This window comes from Pseudoalteromonas sp. HM-SA03 (genome assembly GCF_002289345.1).
Lineage (GTDB): Bacteria > Pseudomonadota > Gammaproteobacteria > Enterobacterales > Alteromonadaceae > Pseudoalteromonas.
Window position 1 is genome coordinate 23,113 of record NZ_NSDG01000021.1, and the last position, 21,875, is coordinate 44,987.

General features: G+C 42.3%; 18 protein-coding genes and 1 pseudogene. 8 read left to right on the forward strand and 11 right to left on the reverse strand.

The genetic code is table 11. The features are described 5' to 3' along the window. Positions 1-246 precede the first annotated feature (246 nt). Positions 247-591: a Grx4 family monothiol glutaredoxin gene (locus CKO50_RS04030; protein WP_010375406.1), complete on the reverse strand. Its 345-nt coding sequence runs from the start codon at positions 589-591 to the stop codon at positions 247-249. A 387-nt stretch (positions 592-978) separates the two neighbouring features. Between CKO50_RS04030 and CKO50_RS04035 the strand changes: the two genes are divergently transcribed. The 4 genes from CKO50_RS04035 to CKO50_RS04050 all read left to right on the forward strand — a co-directional run bounded on the left by CKO50_RS04035 (position 979) and on the right by CKO50_RS04050 (position 6,501). Continuing rightward, positions 979-1,560 carry a Fe-Mn family superoxide dismutase gene (locus tag CKO50_RS04035; RefSeq protein WP_010375405.1) on the forward strand — a complete coding sequence of 194 codons (582 nt, stop codon included), beginning with the start codon at positions 979-981 and terminating at the stop codon, positions 1,558-1,560. Between the two features lie 185 nt (positions 1,561-1,745). Continuing rightward, positions 1,746-3,668: a PrkA family serine protein kinase gene (locus CKO50_RS04040; RefSeq protein ID WP_095727113.1), complete on the forward strand. Its 1,923-nt coding sequence runs from the start codon at positions 1,746-1,748 to the stop codon at positions 3,666-3,668. A 25-nt stretch (positions 3,669-3,693) separates the two neighbouring features. Continuing rightward, positions 3,694-4,977, forward strand: coding sequence for a YeaH/YhbH family protein (locus CKO50_RS04045; protein ID WP_095727114.1), 1,284 nt, complete (start codon positions 3,694-3,696; stop codon positions 4,975-4,977). Between the two features lie 18 nt (positions 4,978-4,995). Further along, positions 4,996-6,501, forward strand: coding sequence for a SpoVR family protein (locus CKO50_RS04050; protein ID WP_095727115.1), 1,506 nt, complete (start codon positions 4,996-4,998; stop codon positions 6,499-6,501). Positions 6,502-6,677: 176 nt separating this feature from the next. Here the strand turns inward: CKO50_RS04050 and CKO50_RS04055 are convergent, their stop codons facing one another. Continuing rightward, entirely contained in the window at positions 6,678-7,037 is a 360-nt protein-coding gene (locus tag CKO50_RS04055) for a DUF4870 domain-containing protein (RefSeq protein ID WP_095727116.1), read from the reverse strand. Positions 7,038-7,426: 389 nt separating this feature from the next. On the opposite strand from CKO50_RS04055, the gene CKO50_RS04060 reads away from it, so the two are divergent. After that, positions 7,427-8,086: a hypothetical protein gene (locus CKO50_RS04060; protein WP_095727117.1), complete on the forward strand. Its 660-nt coding sequence runs from the start codon at positions 7,427-7,429 to the stop codon at positions 8,084-8,086. Continuing rightward, positions 8,068-8,553, forward strand: a complete 486-nt coding sequence (locus tag CKO50_RS04065; RefSeq protein ID WP_095727118.1) for a DUF2269 family protein — start codon at positions 8,068-8,070, stop codon at positions 8,551-8,553. Before CKO50_RS04060 ends, CKO50_RS04065 begins: the two co-directional genes overlap by 19 nt. 152 nt (positions 8,554-8,705) lie before the next feature. Here CKO50_RS04065 and CKO50_RS04070 read toward each other — a convergent pair. Together CKO50_RS04070 and CKO50_RS04075 are read right to left on the reverse strand one after the other, a co-directional pair. Continuing rightward, positions 8,706-9,679 (reverse strand): annotated as a pseudogene (locus CKO50_RS04070) (diguanylate cyclase). A 2-nt stretch (positions 9,680-9,681) separates the two neighbouring features. Further along, positions 9,682-10,686: a response regulator gene (locus CKO50_RS04075; protein WP_010375391.1), complete on the reverse strand. Its 1,005-nt coding sequence runs from the start codon at positions 10,684-10,686 to the stop codon at positions 9,682-9,684. Positions 10,687-10,887: 201 nt separating this feature from the next. Between CKO50_RS04075 and tpx the strand changes: the two genes are divergently transcribed. After that, the gene (tpx, locus tag CKO50_RS04080; protein WP_095727119.1) at positions 10,888-11,469 is read left to right on the forward strand and encodes a thiol peroxidase; all 582 of its coding nucleotides are present in this window, start codon (positions 10,888-10,890) and stop codon (positions 11,467-11,469) included. A gap of 81 nt (positions 11,470-11,550) precedes the next feature. Here the strand turns inward: tpx and htpG are convergent, their stop codons facing one another. Next, positions 11,551-13,464 (reverse strand): molecular chaperone HtpG, encoded by a 1,914-nt coding sequence (htpG, locus tag CKO50_RS04085; protein ID WP_095727120.1) that lies wholly within the window; start codon positions 13,462-13,464, stop codon positions 11,551-11,553. 168 nt (positions 13,465-13,632) lie between these two features. Continuing rightward, complete coding sequence (gene recR / locus CKO50_RS04090) at positions 13,633-14,232, reverse strand: recombination mediator RecR (protein ID WP_010606421.1); 600 nt, start codon at positions 14,230-14,232, stop codon at positions 13,633-13,635. Positions 14,233-14,502: 270 nt separating this feature from the next. Here recR and CKO50_RS04095 point away from each other — a divergent pair, with 270 nt between their 5' ends. Continuing rightward, positions 14,503-16,578, forward strand: a complete 2,076-nt coding sequence (locus CKO50_RS04095; protein ID WP_010606420.1) for a M13 family metallopeptidase — start codon at positions 14,503-14,505, stop codon at positions 16,576-16,578. Between the two features lie 50 nt (positions 16,579-16,628). On the opposite strand, the gene CKO50_RS04100 is transcribed toward CKO50_RS04095, so the two are convergent. From CKO50_RS04100 to dnaX, 5 genes are all read right to left on the reverse strand, one after another. Further along, positions 16,629-17,204, reverse strand: a complete 576-nt coding sequence (locus CKO50_RS04100) for a rhomboid family intramembrane serine protease (protein WP_095727121.1) — start codon at positions 17,202-17,204, stop codon at positions 16,629-16,631. A gap of 104 nt (positions 17,205-17,308) precedes the next feature. Continuing rightward, positions 17,309-18,289, reverse strand: a complete 981-nt coding sequence (locus CKO50_RS04105; RefSeq protein ID WP_095727122.1) for a restriction endonuclease — start codon at positions 18,287-18,289, stop codon at positions 17,309-17,311. 12 nt (positions 18,290-18,301) lie between these two features. Further along, positions 18,302-18,844, reverse strand: a complete 543-nt coding sequence (locus CKO50_RS04110) for a hypothetical protein (RefSeq protein WP_095727123.1) — start codon at positions 18,842-18,844, stop codon at positions 18,302-18,304. A gap of 311 nt (positions 18,845-19,155) precedes the next feature. Beyond that, complete coding sequence (locus tag CKO50_RS04115) at positions 19,156-19,482, reverse strand: YbaB/EbfC family nucleoid-associated protein (protein WP_010368987.1); 327 nt, start codon at positions 19,480-19,482, stop codon at positions 19,156-19,158. A 63-nt stretch (positions 19,483-19,545) separates the two neighbouring features. Next, entirely contained in the window at positions 19,546-21,873 is a 2,328-nt protein-coding gene (gene dnaX, locus CKO50_RS04120) for a DNA polymerase III subunit gamma/tau (protein ID WP_095727124.1), read from the reverse strand. Between the last annotated feature and the right edge of the window lie 2 nt (positions 21,874-21,875).

A 21,875-nucleotide genomic window follows, 5' to 3' on the forward strand; every position in this document is an offset into this window, starting at 1 on the left:
TAGGTATGCAAAACAGAGCGCGTTTTTAGCTTGACGCTAACGTCAACTTGAGTTGATAAAAACAGGTGAATAGGTTTAAGTTAGATAAACGCGAACAGCGTTAATGAAAGTATAGATGTCTTAAATTCAATGAACCAGCTGGTTTTCAACCAACATCAGACAAAAAGGCTTGCAGAGAAAGTGGGTGGGAAGATTTTGTAAAAAATAAAGCATGGCAGAGTATCTACTCTGCCATAAGCGGTTAATTTATTCCGCTGCTGCTTCGTCTTTCTTATATTTAGCTGCTGTTTCAGCAATAAGAGGTTGAAGCTCACCCTTTTGGAACATCTCAATGATGATGTCACAACCACCGATTAACTCACCTTCTACCCAAAGCTGTGGGAAAGTTGGCCAGTTCGCATAATGCGGTAGTTCAGCACGAATGTCTGGATTTAATAAAATGTCAACATAAGCAAACTGCTCACCACACGCCATCAAAGCCTGAGACGCCTGCGAAGAGAAACCACAGTTAGGTAGTTTTGGCGACCCTTTCATATAAAGAATGATTGGATTTTCTTCGATCTGCTGTTTAATCTTGTCAATAGTTTCCATTAGTTACCTCAAAATGACGTTTCGTCCAATGCTTATCAATATTTAGTTTAGCATCGGCGTTTTAGCTTGCTACTCACTTTAACAACACCCGTCGCATTCATAATGCCTAGCTTTTAGCAGCGATAGAGTCTTGGGAGACATGGCTAAAATTAGCATGGCCGCCTATCACGATGTTCTACACTTTAACTGCTATTCGGCACATGTTCACAAAGAATGTGTATTATAAGTCATTAAGTCACTGGCACGCATTGCTGTTTGCCAAAACTTGAGTAAAATAGTCGGGAATTATAGTATCACTATATAGGCCAATGGTATAGAAAAGTGGGCTGATGTTAGCTACCTTTCGTATGCGTTATTGGCAAATCAACCAAAAAAATGGAGATTAATATGGCATTTGAACTACCGTCACTACCTTATGCACTAAATGCTCTTGAGCCGCATGTTTCTCAAGAGACGCTAGAATTCCACCACGGTAAGCACCACAACACATACGTTGTAAAGCTTAATGGTCTTATCGAAGGTACTGACTTTGAAGGTAAATCACTAGAAGAGATCGTATGTAGCTCTGAAGGTGGTGTTTTCAACAATGCTGCTCAAATCTGGAACCACACTTTCTACTGGCACAGTCTTGCGCCAAATGCAGGTGGCGAACCAACAGGTAAAGTTGCTGAACTAATTAATGCAAAATGGGGCTCATTTGCAGCATTCCAAGAAGCTTTCAACGACAAAGCGGTTAACAACTTTGGTTCAAGCTGGACTTGGTTAGTACAACTAGCTGACGGCTCACTAGATATCGTTAACACTTCAAATGCAGCAACGCCGCTGACTGAAGAAGGTGTTACCCCTATCATCACAGTTGACCTGTGGGAACACGCTTACTACATTGATTACCGTAATGTTCGTCCTGATTACCTTAAAGGTTTCTGGGCACTTGTTAACTGGGATTTCGCAAACAGCAACCTAGCTTAACATCAACTACCAGTATTGATGCAATAATGGGGCGCAAAAGCGCCCTTTTTTATGCCTGTAACTCAACATTAATACATAAAAAATCTAGTTTTTTTTGGGTATTCTTCATATCACGACTAAGCTTTAAGTAACCTTTCCAAATCTGTGATCCGCAAACCACACCAAGTAGCTTATTGGAGGTCGTTATGACAATATTTGAACATTATCAGGCCAGATATGAAGCCGCGCAAGAAGAAGAGTACACCATCGCGGAATTTCTTGAAATTTGTAAAAATGACAAGTCAGCCTATGCCAGCGCACCTGAGCGACTTCTGATGGCAATAGGCGAACCAGAAATGATCGATACATCGAAAGATGCGAGGCTTAGTCGGCTATTTTCGAATAGAGTAATAGCTCGATATCCTGCCTTCAGTGAGTTTTACGGTATGGAGGATGCCATTGAACAAATTGTATCATATCTCAAACATGCCGCACAGGGGCTTGAAGAGTGCAAACAAGTACTCTATTTGCTCGGCCCGGTAGGTGGTGGTAAATCATCTATCGCAGAAAAACTCAAGTATTTGATGCAAAAAGTGCCGGTTTATTCTTTAAAAGGCTCGCCCGTTAATGACCACCCACTTTGCTTGTTTAGCCCACAAGAAGATGCCGACCTTCTTGAAAAAGAGTACGGTATTCCTGAGCGCTATATTAAAACGATAATGTCTCCATGGGCAACCAAACGCTTACATGAGTTCAATGGAGATATTACTAAATTTAAGGTCGTAAAACGCTACCCTTCCATTCTTGATCAAATAGCCATTGCGAAAACAGAGCCTGGGGATGAAAACAACCAAGATATCTCAGCACTGGTGGGCAAAGTTGATATTCGTAAACTGGAGCATTTCGCTCAAAATGACCCTGATGCTTATGCTTATTCTGGGGCGCTATGTCTTGCGAACCAAGGTTTGATGGAGTTTGTCGAGATGTTTAAAGCACCCATTAAGGTGCTACACCCGCTGCTAACTGCAACCCAAGAAGGAAACTACAATGGTACAGAGGGTATTTCCGCCCTACCATTTAGTGGGTTAATACTCGCTCACTCTAACGAGTCTGAATGGCAAACCTTTAAGAACAATAAAAACAACGAGGCATTTTTAGACCGTGTTTACATCGTCAAAGTGCCTTATTGTTTACGCGTGTCTGAAGAGGTCAAAATTTACGAGAAGCTTATTGAAAATAGTGAGCTCAGAGAAGCCCCTTGTGCGCCTGGCACTTTAGAAACTTTAGCGAAGTTTTCAGCACTGTCTCGGATTAAAGAGCCAGAGAATTCCAGTATCTATTCAAAAATGCGGGTGTACGATGGTGAAAGCTTAAAAGACACAGATCCAAAAGCTAAGTCCTATCAAGAATACAGAGATTATGCCGGCGTTGACGAAGGCATGAATGGCCTATCAACTCGCTTTGCCTTTAAGATCCTCTCTCGTGTGTTTAACTTTGACCACAGTGAAGTCGCAGCAAACCCTGTTCATTTATTCTATGTACTTGAGCAGCAAATTGAGCGCGAACAATTTAACGCTGAAGTACAAGAACGCTACCTAAGCCATCTAAAAGGGTATCTAATCCCACAATATGTCGAATTTATTGGTAAAGAGCTACAAACAGCTTACCTTGAGTCGTACTCTGAGTACGGCCAAAACATTTTTGACCGCTATGTTACCTATGCAGATTTTTGGATCCAAGATCAAGAATATCGTGACCCAGATACTGGCCAACTGTTTGATAGAGCCGCACTTAACGGCGAGCTGGAAAAGATTGAAAAGCCAGCCGGTATTTCCAATCCCAAAGATTTCCGTAACGAGATAGTCAACTTTGTTTTAAGAGCAAGAGCCCATCACAATGGTGATAATCCAGTGTGGACCAGCTATGAAAAACTAAGAACGGTTATCGAGAAGAAAATGTTCTCTAATACCGAAGACTTACTCCCCGTAATTTCATTTAATGCAAAAACCTCTGCCGAAGATCAGAAAAAGCACGAGGACTTTGTCAATCGTATGGTTGACAAAGGCTATACCCAAAAACAAGTTCGCCTACTTTCAGAATGGTATTTAAGAGTTAGAAAGTCACAGTAACTTGTTAGTATGAAGAGGGTGTTATATGGCGCATTTTATTGACCGCCGTCTTAACGGTAAAAATAAGAGCACTCTGAACCGCCAACGTTTTATCCGCCGTTACAAAAAGCAGATAAAAAAAGCGGTTTCAGAGGCCATCAACAAACGTAGTGTGACTGATATCTCTAGCGGCGAAAGTATTTCTATCCCACAGCGAGATATCAGCGAACCTATTTTCCATCAAGGTAAAGGGGGGGACAGAGAGCTCATTCACCCAGGAAACGATCAATTTTCAACAGGCGATCGGATCCAGCGCCCTCCTTCTGGGCAAGGTGGTGGTTCAGGTGATGGCGAGGCAAGTAATCAAGGCGAAGGACAAGACGACTTTGTATTCTCTATTTCAAAAGATGAGTACTTAGACCTACTGTTTGAAGACTTAGAATTACCCAACTTACAACAAAGTCAGTTAGATAAATTAATGCAAATGAAAACGCATCGAGCTGGCTTTTGTAATGATGGTATGCCTAGTAACTTAGATATTGTACGCAGTTTAAAAGGCTCAATGGCACGCCGTATTGCGATGACCTCAAGTAAACGCCGCGAGTTAAGAGAGCTGGAAGAAGAGCTGGCGAGTATGCTTGCTGAACCGGTTCCTCCTCAACAGAAAATCAATGATATAGAACTGCGGATCCAGATGCTAAAAGAGCAAATCGCCGCGGTGCCTTTCATCGATAATTACGATTTACGCTTTCGTAATTACGAAAGGCGTCCACACCCCACCAGCAAAGCGGTTATGTTTTGCTTGATGGATGTGTCTGGCTCAATGGATCAAGCCACAAAAGACATGGCAAAACGTTTTTATATTTTGCTCTATCAGTTCTTAACCCGCACTTATAAAGATATTGAGGTAGTCTATATCCGCCACCATACCCAAGCAAAAGAAGTAGATGAGCAAGAGTTTTTCTACTCGCAAGAGACTGGTGGCACGATTGTCTCAAGTGCTTTGAAACTAATGGATGAAATCATTCAAGAGCGTTATGCCCAAGGCGATTGGAATATTTACGCCGCACAAGCCTCCGACGGTGATAACTGGGCGGATGATTCCCCACAATGCACCCAGATACTCTCTAACAAACTACTTAAAATTGTCCGCTACTATGCATATATAGAGATAACGACCCGTGCACACCAAAGTCTGTGGCGGGAGTATCAAGGAGTAGCCAACTCTTTTGACAACTTTGCTATGCAGCACATTCGAGGTGTAGAAGATATTTACCCTATCTTTAGAGAACTGTTCAAGAAGAACAAAAATAAGCAAAGTGCGGCATAATTTTTGGGAGGTTTCGCGATGACATATCAGCCAATTGACGATGGTCCAGATTGGACCTTTGATTTACTTGATACTTATCATCAGGAAATTGCTCGTGTTGCCGAGCATTACAGACTTGACACTTACCCAAATCAAATTGAGGTGATCACGGCTGAACAGATGATGGATGCCTACTCAAGTGTGGGCATGCCAATTGGTTATGCACATTGGTCGTACGGTAAAAAGTTTATCCAGACTGAGCAAACCTACAAACGAGGTCAAATGGGTCTCGCCTACGAAATTGTGATTAATTCTAACCCCTGTATTGCCTATTTAATGGAAGAAAATACTATGCCTATGCAGGCGCTGGTGATGGCGCATGCGTGCTATGGTCATAATTCTTTCTTCAAGGGTAACTATCTATTTAAAACCTGGACGGACGCATCATCCATCATTGATTACTTGGTATTCGCTAAAAATTATGTCGCCAAATGTGAAGAAAAGTATGGTATTGATGAGGTAGAAAACTTGATTGACTCTTGCCATGCGTTAATGAATTACGGGGTTGATCGATATAAAAGGCCGCAACGGATCTCTATGTTTGAGGAACAAAAGCGGCAAAAAGAACGGGAAGATTATTTGCAGTCCCAAGTTAATGAATTATGGCGAACCATTCCTAAAGGTGAAGATGAAGAAACCGACAACCATTTCCGTTTCCCGTCAGAACCTCAGGAAAACATACTGTATTTTATCGAGAAAAACGCGCCATTGCTGGAGTCTTGGCAACGCGAGATTATTCGTATTGTGCGTAAAGTATCACAGTACTTCTACCCACAAAGACAAACTCAAGTCATGAATGAAGGCTGGGCTACATTTTGGCATTACACCATTTTGAATCACTTATATGACGAGGGAAAACTAAGTGATTCCTTTATGTTGGAGTTTTTGCAAAGCCATACCAATGTTGTGTATCAACCACCATACAATAGTAAATTTTATTCAGGGATAAACCCCTATGCGCTTGGCTTTAATATGATGGTAGATATTCGCCGTATTTGCGAAAACCCAACGGCAGAAGATAAACAGTGGTTCCCAGAATTTGCGGGGAGCAACTGGCTAGATACATTGCATTTTGCGATGCAAAATTTTAAAGACGAGAGCTTTATCAGCCAATTTTTATCTCCAAAGCTCATGCGCGACTTTAAGCTTTTTACGATTGTCGACAAACAGAAATCTCCGCATTTGGAAGTTGGCCCTATTCACGACGAAATGGGTTATCAACAACTTCGCAGTGCCCTTTCAGCGCAGTACAACTTGAGTAACCATGAGCCTAATATTCAAGTTTATGATGTAGATGTGCGGGGAGATCGCTCACTTACTCTAAGATATGTACCGCAAGGCGGGATCCCACTTGCCGCTTCAAAGCAAGAAGTGATAAAGCACCTCTATCGCTTATGGGGATTTAAAGTGAAACTTGAGCAAGTAGATGAAAATGGTAATATTGAGCAGATAGCTCAATGCCCTAAAGAAGAAAGTGAATCGTAGCCCTCTTAGTTTGACTTAGGAGCCCGCAAACAGGTTGAGTTGCTATGTTTGCCGTGGCTCCTTTCTTATGCTCAGACTCTTTAGCTTCTATTATGCTGCAGTGAGGTGTGTTGTTAAATTCAATACTGCTAACGCGAACACTTCCAACAGCGAAGTTTCGCTACTCAAAGTGCCAGTTACTTAACAAAATTGAAGCTAAGTGGATAAATCCATACTTCCCCATTATTAGCTTTTATCGCGGCAATGATGGCAAATATAGCATTAAGAATAGCTAACACAACGAACCCTAAAATACCAACCGCGACAAAAACTAAAATACCGCAAATTATGGAATAGATGATTAAACTAATTAACCAGTTAATAGTGGCTTTCCCGTGCTGGTCGATTGTTTCGCTTTTATCCTTATTGGTTGCCCACATAACCACTGGTAATACAAGCCCGAGTCCCGGAGCAACAAAGCTCGCCAGTTGGCTCAAATGTAATAACATACAGTATGTATTTAGCGGCATCCCCCAGTATTCATCATTATCGTTCATTTTTTCATTCCCTTTTATTGTTGTAAATGATTACGCATTTCAAGCAAGTGTTTCATATTTACTGAAGTCTATGGAATTCTTCCTAATGAGTTAAAGTCATTTAAGGAACTACTATTCACCTGCCTCATCTTAAAATAAATGGCTAAAGACTTCTAATGAGAACTCAACTCCCCACTCCTCCATTAAAGCCAGATAAGCTATCATTTACAAGTCTTTTTTATATCGAAAGTATGAACATAAATATAACAACCCCGGTTAACCGCTATAGTTTAAATACAAGGTTTATTCAATTTTCACCAAGTAAATAGTGTCTACTCAGACTAAGTCTTTACCAATTTTGGGTATAGATTTATGATGAACCAAAGGACTCTAATCCAGACATAAAACCAATGGATCAATACAAAACCAAATTTGTTGTTGTTTATCTAATTGCCGCAATAATTACAGCTGCATGTCTTTTAATGAATGGACCGATGCGTCCTGGCTTGCCTCTTGATAATACGGTAATAATGCGTATGGAGTTTATTTCCGAAAACTTAGTATTGTGGCAGTGGTCTTGGATAGCTTGGATGTTCTCTGCACTAGGTCTTTTAATATTTAGTGTTATTTTAGCAGATGAGCTCAAAGCAGACTTTAGAAAGCGTGTTGGCCTGCTATTAGTCGCATTGGGTGTGGCCCCAGATCTCATTGCTGAAGTGATTTATGCCTTTGTTTTACCAAAAGTAGTTCATTTGGCCATGGGAGAATCTGTATTTTTACTGCTTGAGCATATTGCAACCCATCTAACCGGTTACTTAGGTAATGGCCTCTATAATTTAGGAGGGCTTACATTAACCTGTTTAGCCATTAAGCAAGGTATATTTAAAACATGGGTGTCAGTATGGGGGATCATCGCTTGGGTTTTAGGTTTATTGCTGTCTGTATCTATCGCTGCTGGTCAGCTTAAAGCTGCTGAGATATTTACAGCATCAAGCATGACTCTTAGTACACTTTGGATGATTATATTTGCACATCAAGTTTTGAGGCCCAGGTGGAATACGCAATCTTAAAACTGGTACACATAGGTGCATTGATTTTATGGCTTGGCCCAGCCCTAGGTGCTTGGCTTGTGTTAAAAGCAATAGAACATGAAAATATCGGGCCGGTGACCGCGAAGGTGGAGCATGTGTTCTTTCTCATGGTCACACTAGAGCATGTGGCATTTATTGTTCTATTATTAACGGGCTTTTCTATGGCTTTTTTAGCTGGATGGTTTACATCTCCATGGCTCCAGCAAAAGCTACTTGTGGTCGGCCTAGTGATTATCCCGTTAGAGATTGTAGATATTTTCTTGGGTAATTGGTTAGCAGCAAAGGCATCTAAAAGTGTCCACTTGGGCATTGCAAACACTCAGCAACGGCGTTGGTTAGCGCTCTACCACGGCCCTTTTACTAAACTTGCACTCTTAACCCTACCGGCTTCAGTCGTTATCGTGATGTATTTAGCGGTAAGTAAGATGCCACTTTTATCTCTTTAATTCGCAGAAATAACTGAACAATACAACGGATCTGTCTAACTGCCAGCTGTTCATTCCACACTGATACTAAACCAAAAGGTATTGGGGTAAGAATATAAAATGACAATATGAATAAAACCGCATCGCGCTAAAGCCACGATATCAAAATAAATTTACTCGCTGGCCATGTCTTCAGAATATACAGTTACCCGATTTCTTCCGCCCTCTTTAGAAACATACAAAGCACTGTCTGCCGCCTCAATCCATTGCTCATGTTTTTCAAACGACTCTTCGTACACAGCAACGCCAAGACTAACGGTAATCTTGATTTGCTGCTCATCGTAGTAAATCGATGAGTTTTCTATTAACAATCGCAGCCTTTCGGCGAAAGTGATTGCACCTTTTACATCTGTGTCGAGCAAAGTTACCGCAAACTCTTCACCGCCGTAGCGGCCTGCAGTATCTGTTTCTCGTAGTGTTTTGCGCAACAAATCCGAGATATGGCGGGNGCCTCATCCCCACCACTGTGACCGTATTCGTCATTGATACGCTTAAAGTGGTCTATGTCAAACATGAGTAATGCGCTTTGCCCTTGATTACGCTTTAAACGCTTAAACTCCTGCTTTAGGCTTTCTTCCCAAAAGCCGCGATTATGCAATTGCGTTAAACTGTCTGTTCGGCTAATTTTTTCTAATTGTTTATTCAACGACTCAAGCTCTAACTTATTGATTGCTTCGTCGGTCACATCGTATATGATCACACAAATATGCCCTACATCACCCGTCACTGTGGTCAACGGGATGAAAGTTGCATTCTGATACATATAATCCGCTTTGCCTGTGATAGGTCGATAATTTTTGAATCGGAAAATATACGGCTGCTGCTCCCAAATGGTAAACGACCGATTTTTTAGCACGAATACAGGCTCAGCTTTTGATCTAAACCATTGTTCATCAATACTTGGGAACAAATCAAAAATGTCTTTATCTTTAACCGCACTGGGTAATAAACCAGAATGATTTTCCATAAAACCATTCCATATACATACCTTGTAGTCGCGATCGAGTACCACCAAGCCAACATCTACGGTGTTAAACATATCCATTAACCAATGGATTTCATTCATATCAAAATCGGCTGCAGGCATAGTTAATCATCCAATAAATAGGCTACTTTGTATTTTAATGTTTTAAGTGAATCTTCTGTGAACAACAGCATAAGGTCACAGTTAATGTTGTGATGCTCTATGCCATAGCTAATCTCTATAGCGAGCGTTCTTTGCCATCTCGCTTTGTTGGCTTTCACAAGCTCAGCAACATCACAATGTTGACCAAGCACCACGGGGTGGCCTTGACTGAAAGACATATCGAGCTGCTTAGATAGTCCAGTTAGAATTGCGCCAATCAAGATATTGCTAATATCCATTAAGAGCTCAAGCTCAACTTTGGTATTAAGATCGCCATGATAATTCATCAAGGAAGCGATCTCTTTGAAACTAGAGTCATTGAGCAGTAGCAACGCTTCTCCGGAAACACCACCACCAATAAAACCTTGACAAACGCCCGACGTAGTTGCGCTAGCATCAATTGCTTGCAGTGCCATATGCAGTTCGTTGACTTCGAGTACATTAACGTTTGGAATAGGTAATTCGACAAATACGTTTAGCAATCGCGCCAACAAATCCCCCGCCTGCCCCATAGCAACGTTTGTAAGCTCTTGATAGATATCACGGATCTCAGGGTCTAGCTGCTCACCAAGTTTATGAACCAAGCTTTCTCTGATTGCTTTATCTTTTATTCCATGATGCTCAATAATTTCAGCAAGTTTAGCTGCATCACAGGGCTTACGAATAAAATCAATAGCGCCAAGCTCTATCACTCGTTGGTGCGCATTAGGCTGTATGTCGCCGGAAACAACGACAGTAAGCACAGATAAATCTTGCTCACTGATGGCTTGCAGTACTTCATAGCCATCCATCTGCGGCATATTTAGATCAAGGAATAGAATCTCTGGAGAAAGTGCTTTTATTTGTTTAATACAGTCGAGTCCATTCTCTGCAAATTCTACTTTAATATCCCAGTCGTCTGGCAATGAACGCGCCAGCTGCCGACGGGCAAGTTTGGAATCGTCACAAATTAGGACTAGTGTTGACATACAAGCTCTCTTTCTGTTTCCCATGCTTATCGGCACGATGTCGGGAAGTTTTAGTTATAATTATGAGATAAAAGCTTAAAATTGTGGCATATGTTAATAAAACAACGCCATTTTGACAATCTAAATGTCACTTAAGCTTGGTTAGTTACTGTCAGTATAATACACTCAAATCAATTAAGTTAACTTCAAAAGGAATACTTTATGCTGAAAGCGTTAGTTTTAGCGAGTGGTCTGCTTAGTGCAATTTCATTGGCTTACGATTTACCAGAAAACTCGGTAGATATGGGCAAGGTAAAAGCGCAAGGTAAAGCGGTGGTATTGCTTGGGAATGGTGTAAAACAAGGTCAGGCGGCACCGGATTTTAAGGTTGCCGATGCTGACTTCAGCCCAGTTACCCTGAAAGACTTTGAAAGTCGTGCAATTTTAATTAGCGTTGTTCCAAGCCTAGATACTGGTACTTGTAGCCTACAAACTAAACATTTCAATGAAAAAGTAGCAAGCCAATTTCCTGATGTTGCCATGTTGACGATTAGTGCGGACTTGCCGTTTGCGCAAAAGCGCTTTTGCAAAGCCGAAAATATCGACAAGGTTAAAACATTATCGGACGCCGTATGGCATTCTTTTGGTGAAAATTATGGTTTGTTGATTAAAGATATGGGCCTGCTCAGTCGCGCGATTTTTGTGCTAGATAAGGAGCACAAGATTGTTTACAAGCAGCTGGTAGAAAATTTAGCAAAAGAGCCAAACTACGAAGAAGTCGTTAGCGCACTGAAGAGTCTATAGCCTCACTATATACTCTCATCAATAAACACAAAAAAGCCGGTCACTTAACAATGACCGGCTTTTTCAATTCGTTATACCAATTTACTTTTGTAGATCTAGCATTAGCTTGTTAAGACGACTCACAAAACCCGCTGGATCTTTCAGGCTACCACGCTCTGCAAGCATTGCTTGGTCTAGTAGTACTTCTGCCCACTGTCCAAACTTGTCTTCGTCTTGCTCGTTATTCAAATGCTTAACCAGTTGGTGCTCTGGGTTAAGTTCAAATACCGGCTTAGATTCAGGCACGGCTTGGCCCACCTGCTCCATTAGCTTTTGCATCTGAGAGCTCATGTCGTGATCGTCTGCAACCACACACGCAGGAGAATCTGTTAAGCGATGCGTAAAGCGTACTTCTTTCACTTTTTCACCAAGAGCAGTTTTCACACGCTCAACTAGGCCTTCAACTTCCTTCTCACTTTCTTCGTGTGCTTTCTTCGTTTCTTCGTCATCCATATCACCCAAGTCAAGGTCACCGCGAGTGATTGACTGAAGCGATTTCTCGTTGAACTCAGTGAGATGGCTCATCATCCACTCGTCAACACGATCTGAAAGTAGCAAAACTTCAATGCCTTTCTTACGGAAGATTTCAAGATGCGGAGAGCTCTTCGCTGCTTCAAAGCTATCGGCCACGACATAGTAAATCTTACCTTGGCCTTCTTTCATGCGCTCAATGTACTGCTCAAGCGATACGTTTTGCGTTTTCTCATCAGTATGCGTAGAGCTAAAGCGCAATAGTTTTGCAATAGCATCTTTGTTTGCGAAATCTTCGGCTGGACCCTCTTTGATCACATTACCAAACTCATTCCAAAATGCCTGATAATCTTCTGGTTTGTTTTTGCCCATGCGCTCAAGCATTTTAAGTACACGAGATGTACAGCCTTTACGAATAGCTTGAGTGATCTTGTTGTCTTGTAGGATCTCACGAGATACGTTAAGAGGTAAATCGTTAGAATCTAGTAAGCCTTTAACAAAGCGCAGGTAGCTTGGCATAAACTGCTCGGCGTCATCCATGATGAACACGCGTTGTACATAAAGCTTAAGGCCAGCTTGACGCTCACGATTGTATAAATCGAAAGGTGCCTTTTTAGGGATATAAAGTAGGCTGGTGTATTCAGTTTTACCTTCTACTTTATTGTGTGCCCAAGTGAGTGGCTCTTCCCAATCATGACCAACATGCTTGTAGAACTCTTTATATTCTTCGTCGCTGATCTCTGATTTATCACGAGTCCAAAGTGCTGTGGCTTTGTTGATCGCTTCCCACTCGCCAGGCTGCGCTTCAATTTTCTCGCCATCTGGGCCTTCAGACTCAGGAACTGGGTCTTTATAAAGTTCAACAGGAATTGAAATGTGATCTGAGTACTTAGTCACAATACCGCGAAGGCGATGAGTTTCAAGGAACTCACTTTCTTCTTCACGAAGATGTAGTGTGATCTCTGTACCACGCTCTGCTTTTTCGATTTCAGCAATCGTGAAGTCGCCTTCACCTTGCGATTCCCATTCAACCGCCTCTGACTCACCCGCTTTACGCGTACGAACAGTTACCTTATCCGCGACGATGAATGCAGAATAGAAACCAACACCGAACTGACCAATCAGTTGTGAATCTTTCGCTTGGTCGCCAGTTAGGTTTTTAAAGAAATCAGCTGTACCAGATTTTGCGATGGTACCTAATGAGCTGATCACTTCGTCACGCGTCATACCAATCCCATTGTCAGAAATGGTAATGGTTTTTGCATCTTTGTTTACGCTTAAGCGAACACGTAGCTCTGCGTCACCTTCGTAAAGGTCACCATTTTGCAAAGCTAAATAACGTAGTTTGTCAGCCGCGTCTGAAGCGTTAGATACTAATTCGCGTAAAAAGATCTCTTTGTTTGAGTACAAAGAGTGGATCATTAGGTTTAATAATTGTTTGACTTCTGTTTGAAAGCCTAATGTTTCTTTTTGAGCTGCGGACATTGTTCTCTCCAATATAAGCAATTAATGCAGTGTTCTTTATCAATATGCTAGGTATATGGGGGAGGAGAAAAAACTTTCAAGAGACTGAACAAAATTTTTAACAAATCGCCCTGTTTTTTTTAGATTCAATTGCTCCAAAAACAGGGCTTTTAACAAGAAGCGTTAAGATTAGAGTTTCTTTCGCCCGCTAAATGCATGCATTAACGTCATACCGTCTACAAGGTCAAGCTCACCGCCGACAGGCATACCATGGGCAATACGTGACGCTTCAACCTGATACTTATGACATAACTCAGAAATATAATGTGCCGTTGCCTCGCCTTCCACCGTTGGGTTTGTCGCTAAGATAACTTCATTAATATTGCCGGCACTTAGCTTACGCTCAAGGACATCAAGGCCGATTTCATTAGGGCCAATTCCATCCAGAGGCGATAAATGCCCCATCAGCACAAAATACAAGCCATTAAATTGGCCCGTTTGCTCTATCGCCAATACGTCCGTTGGTGATTCAACCACACAAAGCAGCCCTGTGTCTTGGCGCTTGATACTTTGGCAAATATCACACACCTCAACCTCACTAAATGTTCGGCAGCTTGAGCAATGACCGATGGCTTGCATCGCATGAGTAAGGCTTTGCCCCAGTTGGCTGCCGCCCTCTCTGTCTCGCTCTAATAAATGAAAGGCAATACGTTGCGCAGACTTAGGCCCAATGCCAGGTAAACAACGCAGCGCTTCAATAAGCGCCGTTAAACTTGGTGATAATTGCATAAATTCGTTTCTTGTGGCCCATGCAGTGCAAACGCACCGATAACAATGCCGAAATGATAAGGGATATTGTTGTTGATTTAAAGCTTGATCCTATTTCATACCCTTTCACTCATTTTACAGTTTGAACATGCATTCATCGCGAATTTCCCAACAATTCGACTCAAATGCTTGCAGCAAACAGGTATTCACTCGACAATGGTTCCATTCCCGATAGTAAATACAATAGGACGACTGTCGGGCTCACTTCTCGAACTAGATAGAGACTACATAATGAAAAAAACGATAATAGCAAGTGCACTTGCAGCCGTTATGCTGACGGCTTGCTCTGAGCCACAAGTCACAACAAGTGAAACCCAAAAAACAGAAAACGCAGCGGTAGCCACTGGTAAGGCCGAACTTGGCAACTTTGGTGTTGACCTCAGTGCACGCGATGAAAGTGTAAAACCAGGCGATGATTTCTTTATGTACGCCAGCGGCACTTGGTACAAAAACTACGAGATGCCAGCAGACAAAACGCGTTTTGGTGCATTCTCTGCACTTGCTGAACGCAGTGAAGAGCAAGTAAAAACCATTATCGAAGAGATTGCTAACGGTAAAAACCTAAACGCCGAAGAGCAGCTAATTGCCGATTTTTACAATGCTTATATGGATGTTGAAACCCTAAATAAGCTTGGTATTAAACCTATTCAGCCACTACTTGCTGACATTGACGCCATTAACAACACTGACGGTCTAACCAAAGCATTCGGACAATCTTGGTTAACTGGCGTAAATGCGCCGATCGGCGGCGGTATGTGGTTTAACCGTCTAGACCCAAATAAATATGAGATGTCGATGGGTGCTGGCGGACTTGGACTACCAGATCGCTCTTACTATTTAGAAGAGGCTGAGCGTTTTGTTAAAACTCGAGAAGCATACGTTACGCATATTGCAGATATGCTTAAATTTGCGGGTAAAGACAAGCCGACTGAGCGCGCAGAGGCCATTCTTGCACTTGAAACTAAAATTGCTGAGGGACACTGGCCACGTGAAAAACGCAGAAATCGCGACCTGACATTAAATCAAGTCAAACGTGACGAACTAGCAACACAGTACCCAGGCTTTAATTGGGATTTATATTTTGCTGAAACAGGCTACAAAGTGCCTCAGCTAAATATGTCTCAGCCAGAGCCGATTAAAGCAATGATTGCGCTTATCAACTCTGAAGACTTGGCCGTTTGGAAAGACTACTTAACTTATCACGCAATTAGCGGCAATGCGTCGCTGCTGTCTGAAGATATCTTCAATACTAACTTTGAATTTTATGGCAAACATTTAAGTGGTCAACAAGAACCACGTGCTCGTTGGAAACGCGCAATAAGCGAAATGTCTGGCACTACGTCGCTTGGCTTTGCAATTGGTAAAGTTTACGTTGCCCGTTACTTCCCAGAGTCTTCTAAAAAACAAATGTCAGAATTGGTTGAAAACCTACGCACCGCGCTTGGTGAAAGGATTGAAGGCCTAGACTGGATGGGTGAAGAAACAAAAGTAAATGCTCAAGCAAAACTTGCCGCATTTACTCCTAAGATTGGCTACCCTGATAAATGGCAATCATTTGATGGGTTAACCCTAACCCGTGATAACCTAATGACAAATGTGAAAAACCTACGTGAGTTTTTCCGCAATGACAGCATCGCTAAAGAGCTTGAAAAAACCGACCGTAACCGCTGGGGTATGACACCGCAACGCGTAAACGCCTACTACAACAGCTCGTTTAATGAAATCGTTTTCCCTGCGGCAATTCTACAACCGCCATTCTTCGATCCAAATGCAGACCCTGCAGTAAACTACGGCGGTATTGGTGCGGTGATAGGGCACGAAATGGGCCACGGTTTTGATGACCAAGGATCTAAATCAGATGCCAACGGTATTCAGCGTAATTGGTGGACCGATTCAGATCGCGCTGCTTTCGAAGAAAAAGCAGACAAGCTCGCGGCGCAATACAACAAATATGAGCCTATTGAGGGTAACTTCGTAAACGGTCGTAACAGCCTTGGCGAAAACATCGGTGACGTAGGTGGCCTTGCAATGGCTTACCATGCTTATAAACTGAGCCTAAACGGCAAAGAAGCACCTGTGATTGATGGCTTGACTGGCGACCAACGTTTCTTCCTTGCCTGGGCACAAGTATGGAAAGAAAAGCGTACTGAGCAAAGCATGCTAAACCAACTACGCGCAGGTACACACGCACCGGGTCAATTTAGAGCGCTTGCACCTCGCAACCATGATGCATGGTATAAAGCGTTTGACGTTAAACCGGGTGACAAACTATACCTAGCACCTGAGGAGCGCGTGCGTATTTGGTAATAACTTGAATCCCAAAGCATAACCTGCCGTCACTGGCAGGTTATGCTGCTTTAACGCCGAGCAATACGCTTGTGCTTGGTTAAGTATGCCCCGCCTAATCCGCTTAAAAACCCAAAAATATGACTTGAACTACTCGTCTGTGCAGAAAAATCAAATAACGTCGCTAAAAAACTAATGTTGGCATAGTAAGTCAATACCAGCAGAGCAATAAAACTAACAATACCAAGCACATCTCGATTGAATAGCGCAGCACCCAGCAGTAAGCCAAAGTAACCCATTACAATGCCTGATGCACCAATGTGATTAGCGTGCCCAGCAAACAGCCACACCAACAGCCCTGTAGCAACCACAATAAAAAGTGTTGCTCGCTTAAACCTTGGTAATCTCGCTGCCAAATAGCCGCTAATACTTAAGCCGAGCAAATTACTCAGCAAATGTCCCCAGCTACCATGCACAAAAGGCGCGGTTAACACACCACTCAAATGATGAACATTATGCGGTACAATCCCAAAACGATAGACGGGTAAGCCAAAAATACCACCCAACACCTGTACGAGGCACATCACCACCATCGCGTACAAAACCAGCTTAAAATTGGGCGGAAAAACTAGTGCACGTTTACTCATCTTATTGTCCACATCCCCTCTAATGGCACACCGCTGATAAGGTGGCTAAATTTTATTAACCTGTTAAAGCCAAGAGCATGTCACAACATCTTGGCTGAGGTCGATTAGAGTAACTTAGGAAGTACAGATAACCCTAGTTTTTCTTTAGTTGAAACAGACAACTTATCAACTTGAGAGATTATTTTGGCAGCTAATGCTTCTCCTTCCATAACACTTACCCCGTGTTCACTTGCATATTCTTTAACTTCATCTGAAACAACACCAGTGGTAATCAACCATAAACTAACATTCGGTGTTTCTTTTTCAAATTCAATTAACTGATCAACTCCCCAATTACTAGTTGTACCTGAATGATGCTTACACTGAACATACACGATATTTGCCCCAGAAAAGTCATCACTTTTTTCCGCCCTAATATCAATATCAGAATGATCATTTGTCTGACTTTTTGGCATGATATGCGTTCGATAGCCTTCTATTTCTAAAAGTTCAGCAATTAATTTTTCTAGACCATAACCACCACTTTCAAGTCTAGATTGCCCTGTTATTAATCTATCTAGCAAACTACGTTCAATATGTTTTAATTCAATTTCTACTCGTGTTTGAAATTCTGAGTCGAATTTTATCTCTAGATTTTGTTGTAGCTTTTCAACATAGCCGGCAATTTCTTCTTTAAATTCATTAAGGTTGGCAATCGACATCCTTATCTTTAATCTGCTTTGTAAGCCTTCAGTTAATTGATACCTTGGGATTTTAACCAAATTACCATTAGACTTTTTAAAGAAATTGACCGCGACTCTGTTAGCTCCATTCCAAGGTGTTTCAGCGAATGACTTTTCACCAACGGCAATCCCTATTAACACTGCCCTACTTACCGGAACTACTACGATATCGCCAGCTGATATTTCAAAAAATCGTTTGATTTGATTTCTTTGTCTGCCGATATCGATTCTTCTCTCTTTAATAAACTCATCAATTTCAACAAAAGAATTAAACTTACTCAAATTAATTTCACGCCAACCATAACCAGCTAAAGCCTGATCGGCCAAGGACTCTGGGCCTCTAACTAATATTATGTTTTTCATTTTGTTCGTCCTTTATAGATTAAGCCAATGCCAAAACGCTTCGGGCATTTCTTGCTCTACCATTTCCATGGCTTTAATATCGACAGTACTGTTACAGCCCATCAAAGGTACTTCAATTTCTCTTGATTGATCAGCCCAGTTAACTTCAAAATAGCGAACATGCTCATCATCATGGCATATCTTAGTTACTCTTCCAAAACCATATAGCTTCATGGTTTTACCAAATTGTTCACGCTTTTTAAGGATAAGAAGGTCACCTGCACACACTTCATACCATCGATTTACCTGAACTTCACTCTCTAGATAGTCAAAATGACAAATTCCATTTTCTTTCCAAAAAATATCTAATCTATTTGAAAAATCAGCTTCTGGACAAAAGCCCATAAATAAAATTGATGTGTCTGCTGGCTTACTATATGGGATCGCATCAAGTATTAACTTTGCGTCTTTATCTCCTTTGTTGAAAATGCGTAGCGCATTTTCCTGTAAAACGGCCATTTGAGCTCGCGTTAAACTGCCACTTTTTAGCTGGTCAAGTTGATTTTGAAACTTCATGAATCCACCTCCATATTTAGAATCGTTCGATACTGACACACTTAAGTTAGAACATTTCCACAGAAAATAAAAGCTTTATTATTCAAATAGATAAAACTAACTTTTAGTGTGAAAATGCTAAAATCTCGTGCTATAGAATCGGTTTAAATCCATTTAGAACCCTCTTTTTTCAAAAAAGTAGATTACGATGATAAATTTTAAGGGATCAGATAAAGTAACAGCCCTCACCGAATCCGTGGTATCTATTAGGTATCCCTAAATTTCAGACAAAAAAATAGCGCCAAAAGGCGCTACTTTTATAGGATTTTAAATTAAAACGGCATTTTAAAGCCTGGGGGCATTTGCATGCCGCCGGTGACTTCTGACATGCGCTTTTGCGTTTCTTCACCTACGCGACGAACTGCATCGTTTACCGCAGCGGCTAGTAGGTCTTCGATCATGTCTTTGTCATCTTCCATTAGGCTTTCGTCGATTTCTACGCGACGTACGTTGTGGCTACCAAGCATAGTTACTTTAACTAAACCTGCGCCTGCTTCACCTGTTACTTCTAGGCTCTTGATCTCTTCTTGGGCTTTTTCCATGCGCTCTTGCATTTGCTGCGCCTGCTTCATGATGTTGCCCATTCCGCCTTTAAACATATTCTGCTCTCTTATACTTCAATTTGGTTTACTGTGATAAAAGATAAGGGCTAACGCCCTTAATTACAATGCCTGAACGCTATTTTCGTCAAGCATTGCGTCAAATTCTTGGACAAATGCGCTGACGAGTGGATCGTCTCGCATCGCCGCTTTAGCTTGGACAAGCCTATGCTCATCTAATTGTTGCTGTACCAAAAACGGCGTGTTGTTTACCGTGTCGATATAGTTAATCTCAAGCGTTATTGGCTGCTCGAATAATGCGCTTAGGCTTTCTGTTAGTTTCTCTCTCAACACTGCGGAGTCTAAGTGCTGTTGACTCGCGTCTACTTGCAATTGTACCTGCGCGCCTTGCTGCGTTATCACGCTGTGTAATGCATACTGGCGAATTCGACCACCTAATTGCATCTTTTCAATCATGTTTGCCCAATCGTCGCTTTGGTGGGCAAACTTAATGTCACTGATTGGACTAACAAAGTTTTCCGGTGCAGGGATCTCCACTTGAATACTTTGTTCGTTATCATCTTGTTTTACCGGTGATAACTGCTCTAGCAATTCTGGCGCTAAATTTTCCGTAATGGGTTTATGGCGCTCCTGAAACGCTTCTTTCTTTTGCTTTTTTGGTGCTAAGCGAGGTGCTGCCGGCTGTGCACGTTGCGGCTCAGGCTGATACTCAGGTGTGCTTACCGTTGTGGCTGGCGCTTGCTCTACTGGCATTGGCGCACTAGGCGCCTCAGACTTTTTTACCTCACCATTGGTTCCCACCAATCGACCCGCCCCAGAGATATTACGATTTTTTAAAATTCGTGCTATTGCTGACTGGGCTTGGTTTTGCTGCTCGGTAACACTTGCTGTTGCAGCAGGTTCTGAAGCGCTTTGGTTTTGCACCTCAGGTTGAGGCCAATCCTCTTGATTTTGCGACGCCATTTGCGCGTATGCAGCATCATCGACTGGCGCACTTTCATGATGATGTGCAGGAACTTGTTCTTGGAACCCCTGCTCTACCGCCTGTGACATGATGCTGTCGTATTGGTTGACCATCTCCGCCTCAGATGGCTCAGAGGCGACTGGAGCTTGGCTTTGCGCAGCAGGCGTTGGCAACACAGGCTTATAATGTGATGTTTGTTGCGCGGCTGGTGTCGTTGCTTCTGCTGCATATGTAGGTGTTGCTGTCGGCTGCGCCTGTGGTGGTGGCGCTACCGTAACGTTATCTTCCGTTGGCTTTTTTAACAGCGCTCGTAAATCTCCTACTTTGCTTTGCTTTTCAGAAGTCTCTTGGCTCAAAGGTGCGGCAGGCACTACACTATGACTTTCTTTTTCGAACGCCATTAAGCGCAGCATGACCATCTCAAACCCAAGTTTAGGCTCGGGTGCCCACTTTAGGTCTTTTTTGCCATTTAACAGCAGTTGATACAACAACTGGCCCTGTTGCGGTGCTAATTGCTCGGCAAATAGCTTAATATCGCTGTTATCAAAATTTGATAGTCGCGCAGCACTAGGCACGAGTTGAGTGAGCTGAATAACATGCAATAACGCAATTAAATCGTCCAGCACACTGACAAAATTACCGTTTTGTAGTGCTATTTTTTCAATCGCGTTGAGTAAGGCTTCACCGTCGTGGCATAAAATTGCAGACAGCAAAATGACCGCATGAGCATTATCCATCAGTCCCAGCATAGATTGCACTGCAAGCATCGTTAAATTGCCATTTGTTTGTGCAATAGCCTGATCGGTCAAACTTAGTGCGTCACGCATACTGCCATCTGCGGCTTTAGCTAACGTTTGTAGCGCTACCGGATCAAAGGCAACTTGCTCTAGCGGCAGAATTTTTTCTAGCTGTTCAACTATTTGCCCTTGTGTCATTGCGTTCAGATTGAACTGCAAACAACGAGACAAAATAGTCACTGGCAACTTTTGTGGATCGGTTGTGGCGAGCAAAAATTTTACATGCTCTGGCGGCTCTTCTAAAGTTTTCAGGAGCGCATTAAAACTGTGCTTCGACAGCATGTGCACTTCGTCAATGAGATAAACCTTGTAACGACCACGGGTTGGTGCATATTGTACGTTGTCTAAGATTTCTCGCGTGTCTTCAACTTTTGTGCGAGAAGCCGCATCAATTTCGATTAAATCGATAAACTTACCAGTTTCAATCTCAGTACAGGCACTACACTGACCACAAGGCGTTGAAGTAACGCCTTGTTCGCAGTTAAGGCTTTTTGCAAAGATCCTAGCAATGGTTGTTTTGCCCACACCACGAGTTCCTGTGAATAAATAGGCATGGTGTAAACGCTTTTCATTGAGTGCGTTGACCAGAGCTTGTTTAACATGCTCCTGCCCCATTAATTCATGGAAGTTTTGCGGACGCCATTTTCGCGCCAGAACCTGATAGCTCATGC

Bases quoted from the DNA above. Each gene is read 5' to 3' on its own strand.
- tpx (WP_095727119.1), top strand. From the start codon at position 10,888: ATGCTGAAAGCGTTAGTTTTAGCGAGTGGTCTGCTTAGTGCAATTTCA.
- CKO50_RS04050 (WP_095727115.1), top strand. From the start codon at position 4,996: ATGACATATCAGCCAATTGACGATGGTCCAGATTGGACCTTTGATTTA.
- htpG (WP_095727120.1), bottom strand. From the start codon at position 13,464: ATGTCCGCAGCTCAAAAAGAAACATTAGGCTTTCAAACAGAAGTCAAA.
- CKO50_RS04040 (WP_095727113.1), top strand. From the start codon at position 1,746: ATGACAATATTTGAACATTATCAGGCCAGATATGAAGCCGCGCAAGAA.
- CKO50_RS04055 (WP_095727116.1), bottom strand. From the start codon at position 7,037: ATGAACGATAATGATGAATACTGGGGGATGCCGCTAAATACATACTGT.
- CKO50_RS04030 (WP_010375406.1), bottom strand. From the start codon at position 591: ATGGAAACTATTGACAAGATTAAACAGCAGATCGAAGAAAATCCAATC.
- recR (WP_010606421.1), bottom strand. From the start codon at position 14,232: ATGCAATTATCACCAAGTTTAACGGCGCTTATTGAAGCGCTGCGTTGT.
- CKO50_RS04035 (WP_010375405.1), top strand. From the start codon at position 979: ATGGCATTTGAACTACCGTCACTACCTTATGCACTAAATGCTCTTGAG.
- CKO50_RS04045 (WP_095727114.1), top strand. From the start codon at position 3,694: ATGGCGCATTTTATTGACCGCCGTCTTAACGGTAAAAATAAGAGCACT.
- CKO50_RS04100 (WP_095727121.1), bottom strand. From the start codon at position 17,204: ATGAGTAAACGTGCACTAGTTTTTCCGCCCAATTTTAAGCTGGTTTTG.
- CKO50_RS04075 (WP_010375391.1), bottom strand. From the start codon at position 10,686: ATGTCAACACTAGTCCTAATTTGTGACGATTCCAAACTTGCCCGTCGG.
- CKO50_RS04095 (WP_010606420.1), top strand. From the start codon at position 14,503: ATGAAAAAAACGATAATAGCAAGTGCACTTGCAGCCGTTATGCTGACG.
- CKO50_RS04105 (WP_095727122.1), bottom strand. From the start codon at position 18,289: ATGAAAAACATAATATTAGTTAGAGGCCCAGAGTCCTTGGCCGATCAG.
- CKO50_RS04115 (WP_010368987.1), bottom strand. From the start codon at position 19,482: ATGTTTAAAGGCGGAATGGGCAACATCATGAAGCAGGCGCAGCAAATG.
- dnaX (WP_095727124.1), bottom strand. From the start codon at position 21,873: ATGAGCTATCAGGTTCTGGCGCGAAAATGGCGTCCGCAAAACTTCCAT.
- CKO50_RS04060 (WP_095727117.1), top strand. From the start codon at position 7,427: ATGGATCAATACAAAACCAAATTTGTTGTTGTTTATCTAATTGCCGCA.
- CKO50_RS04110 (WP_095727123.1), bottom strand. From the start codon at position 18,844: ATGAAGTTTCAAAATCAACTTGACCAGCTAAAAAGTGGCAGTTTAACG.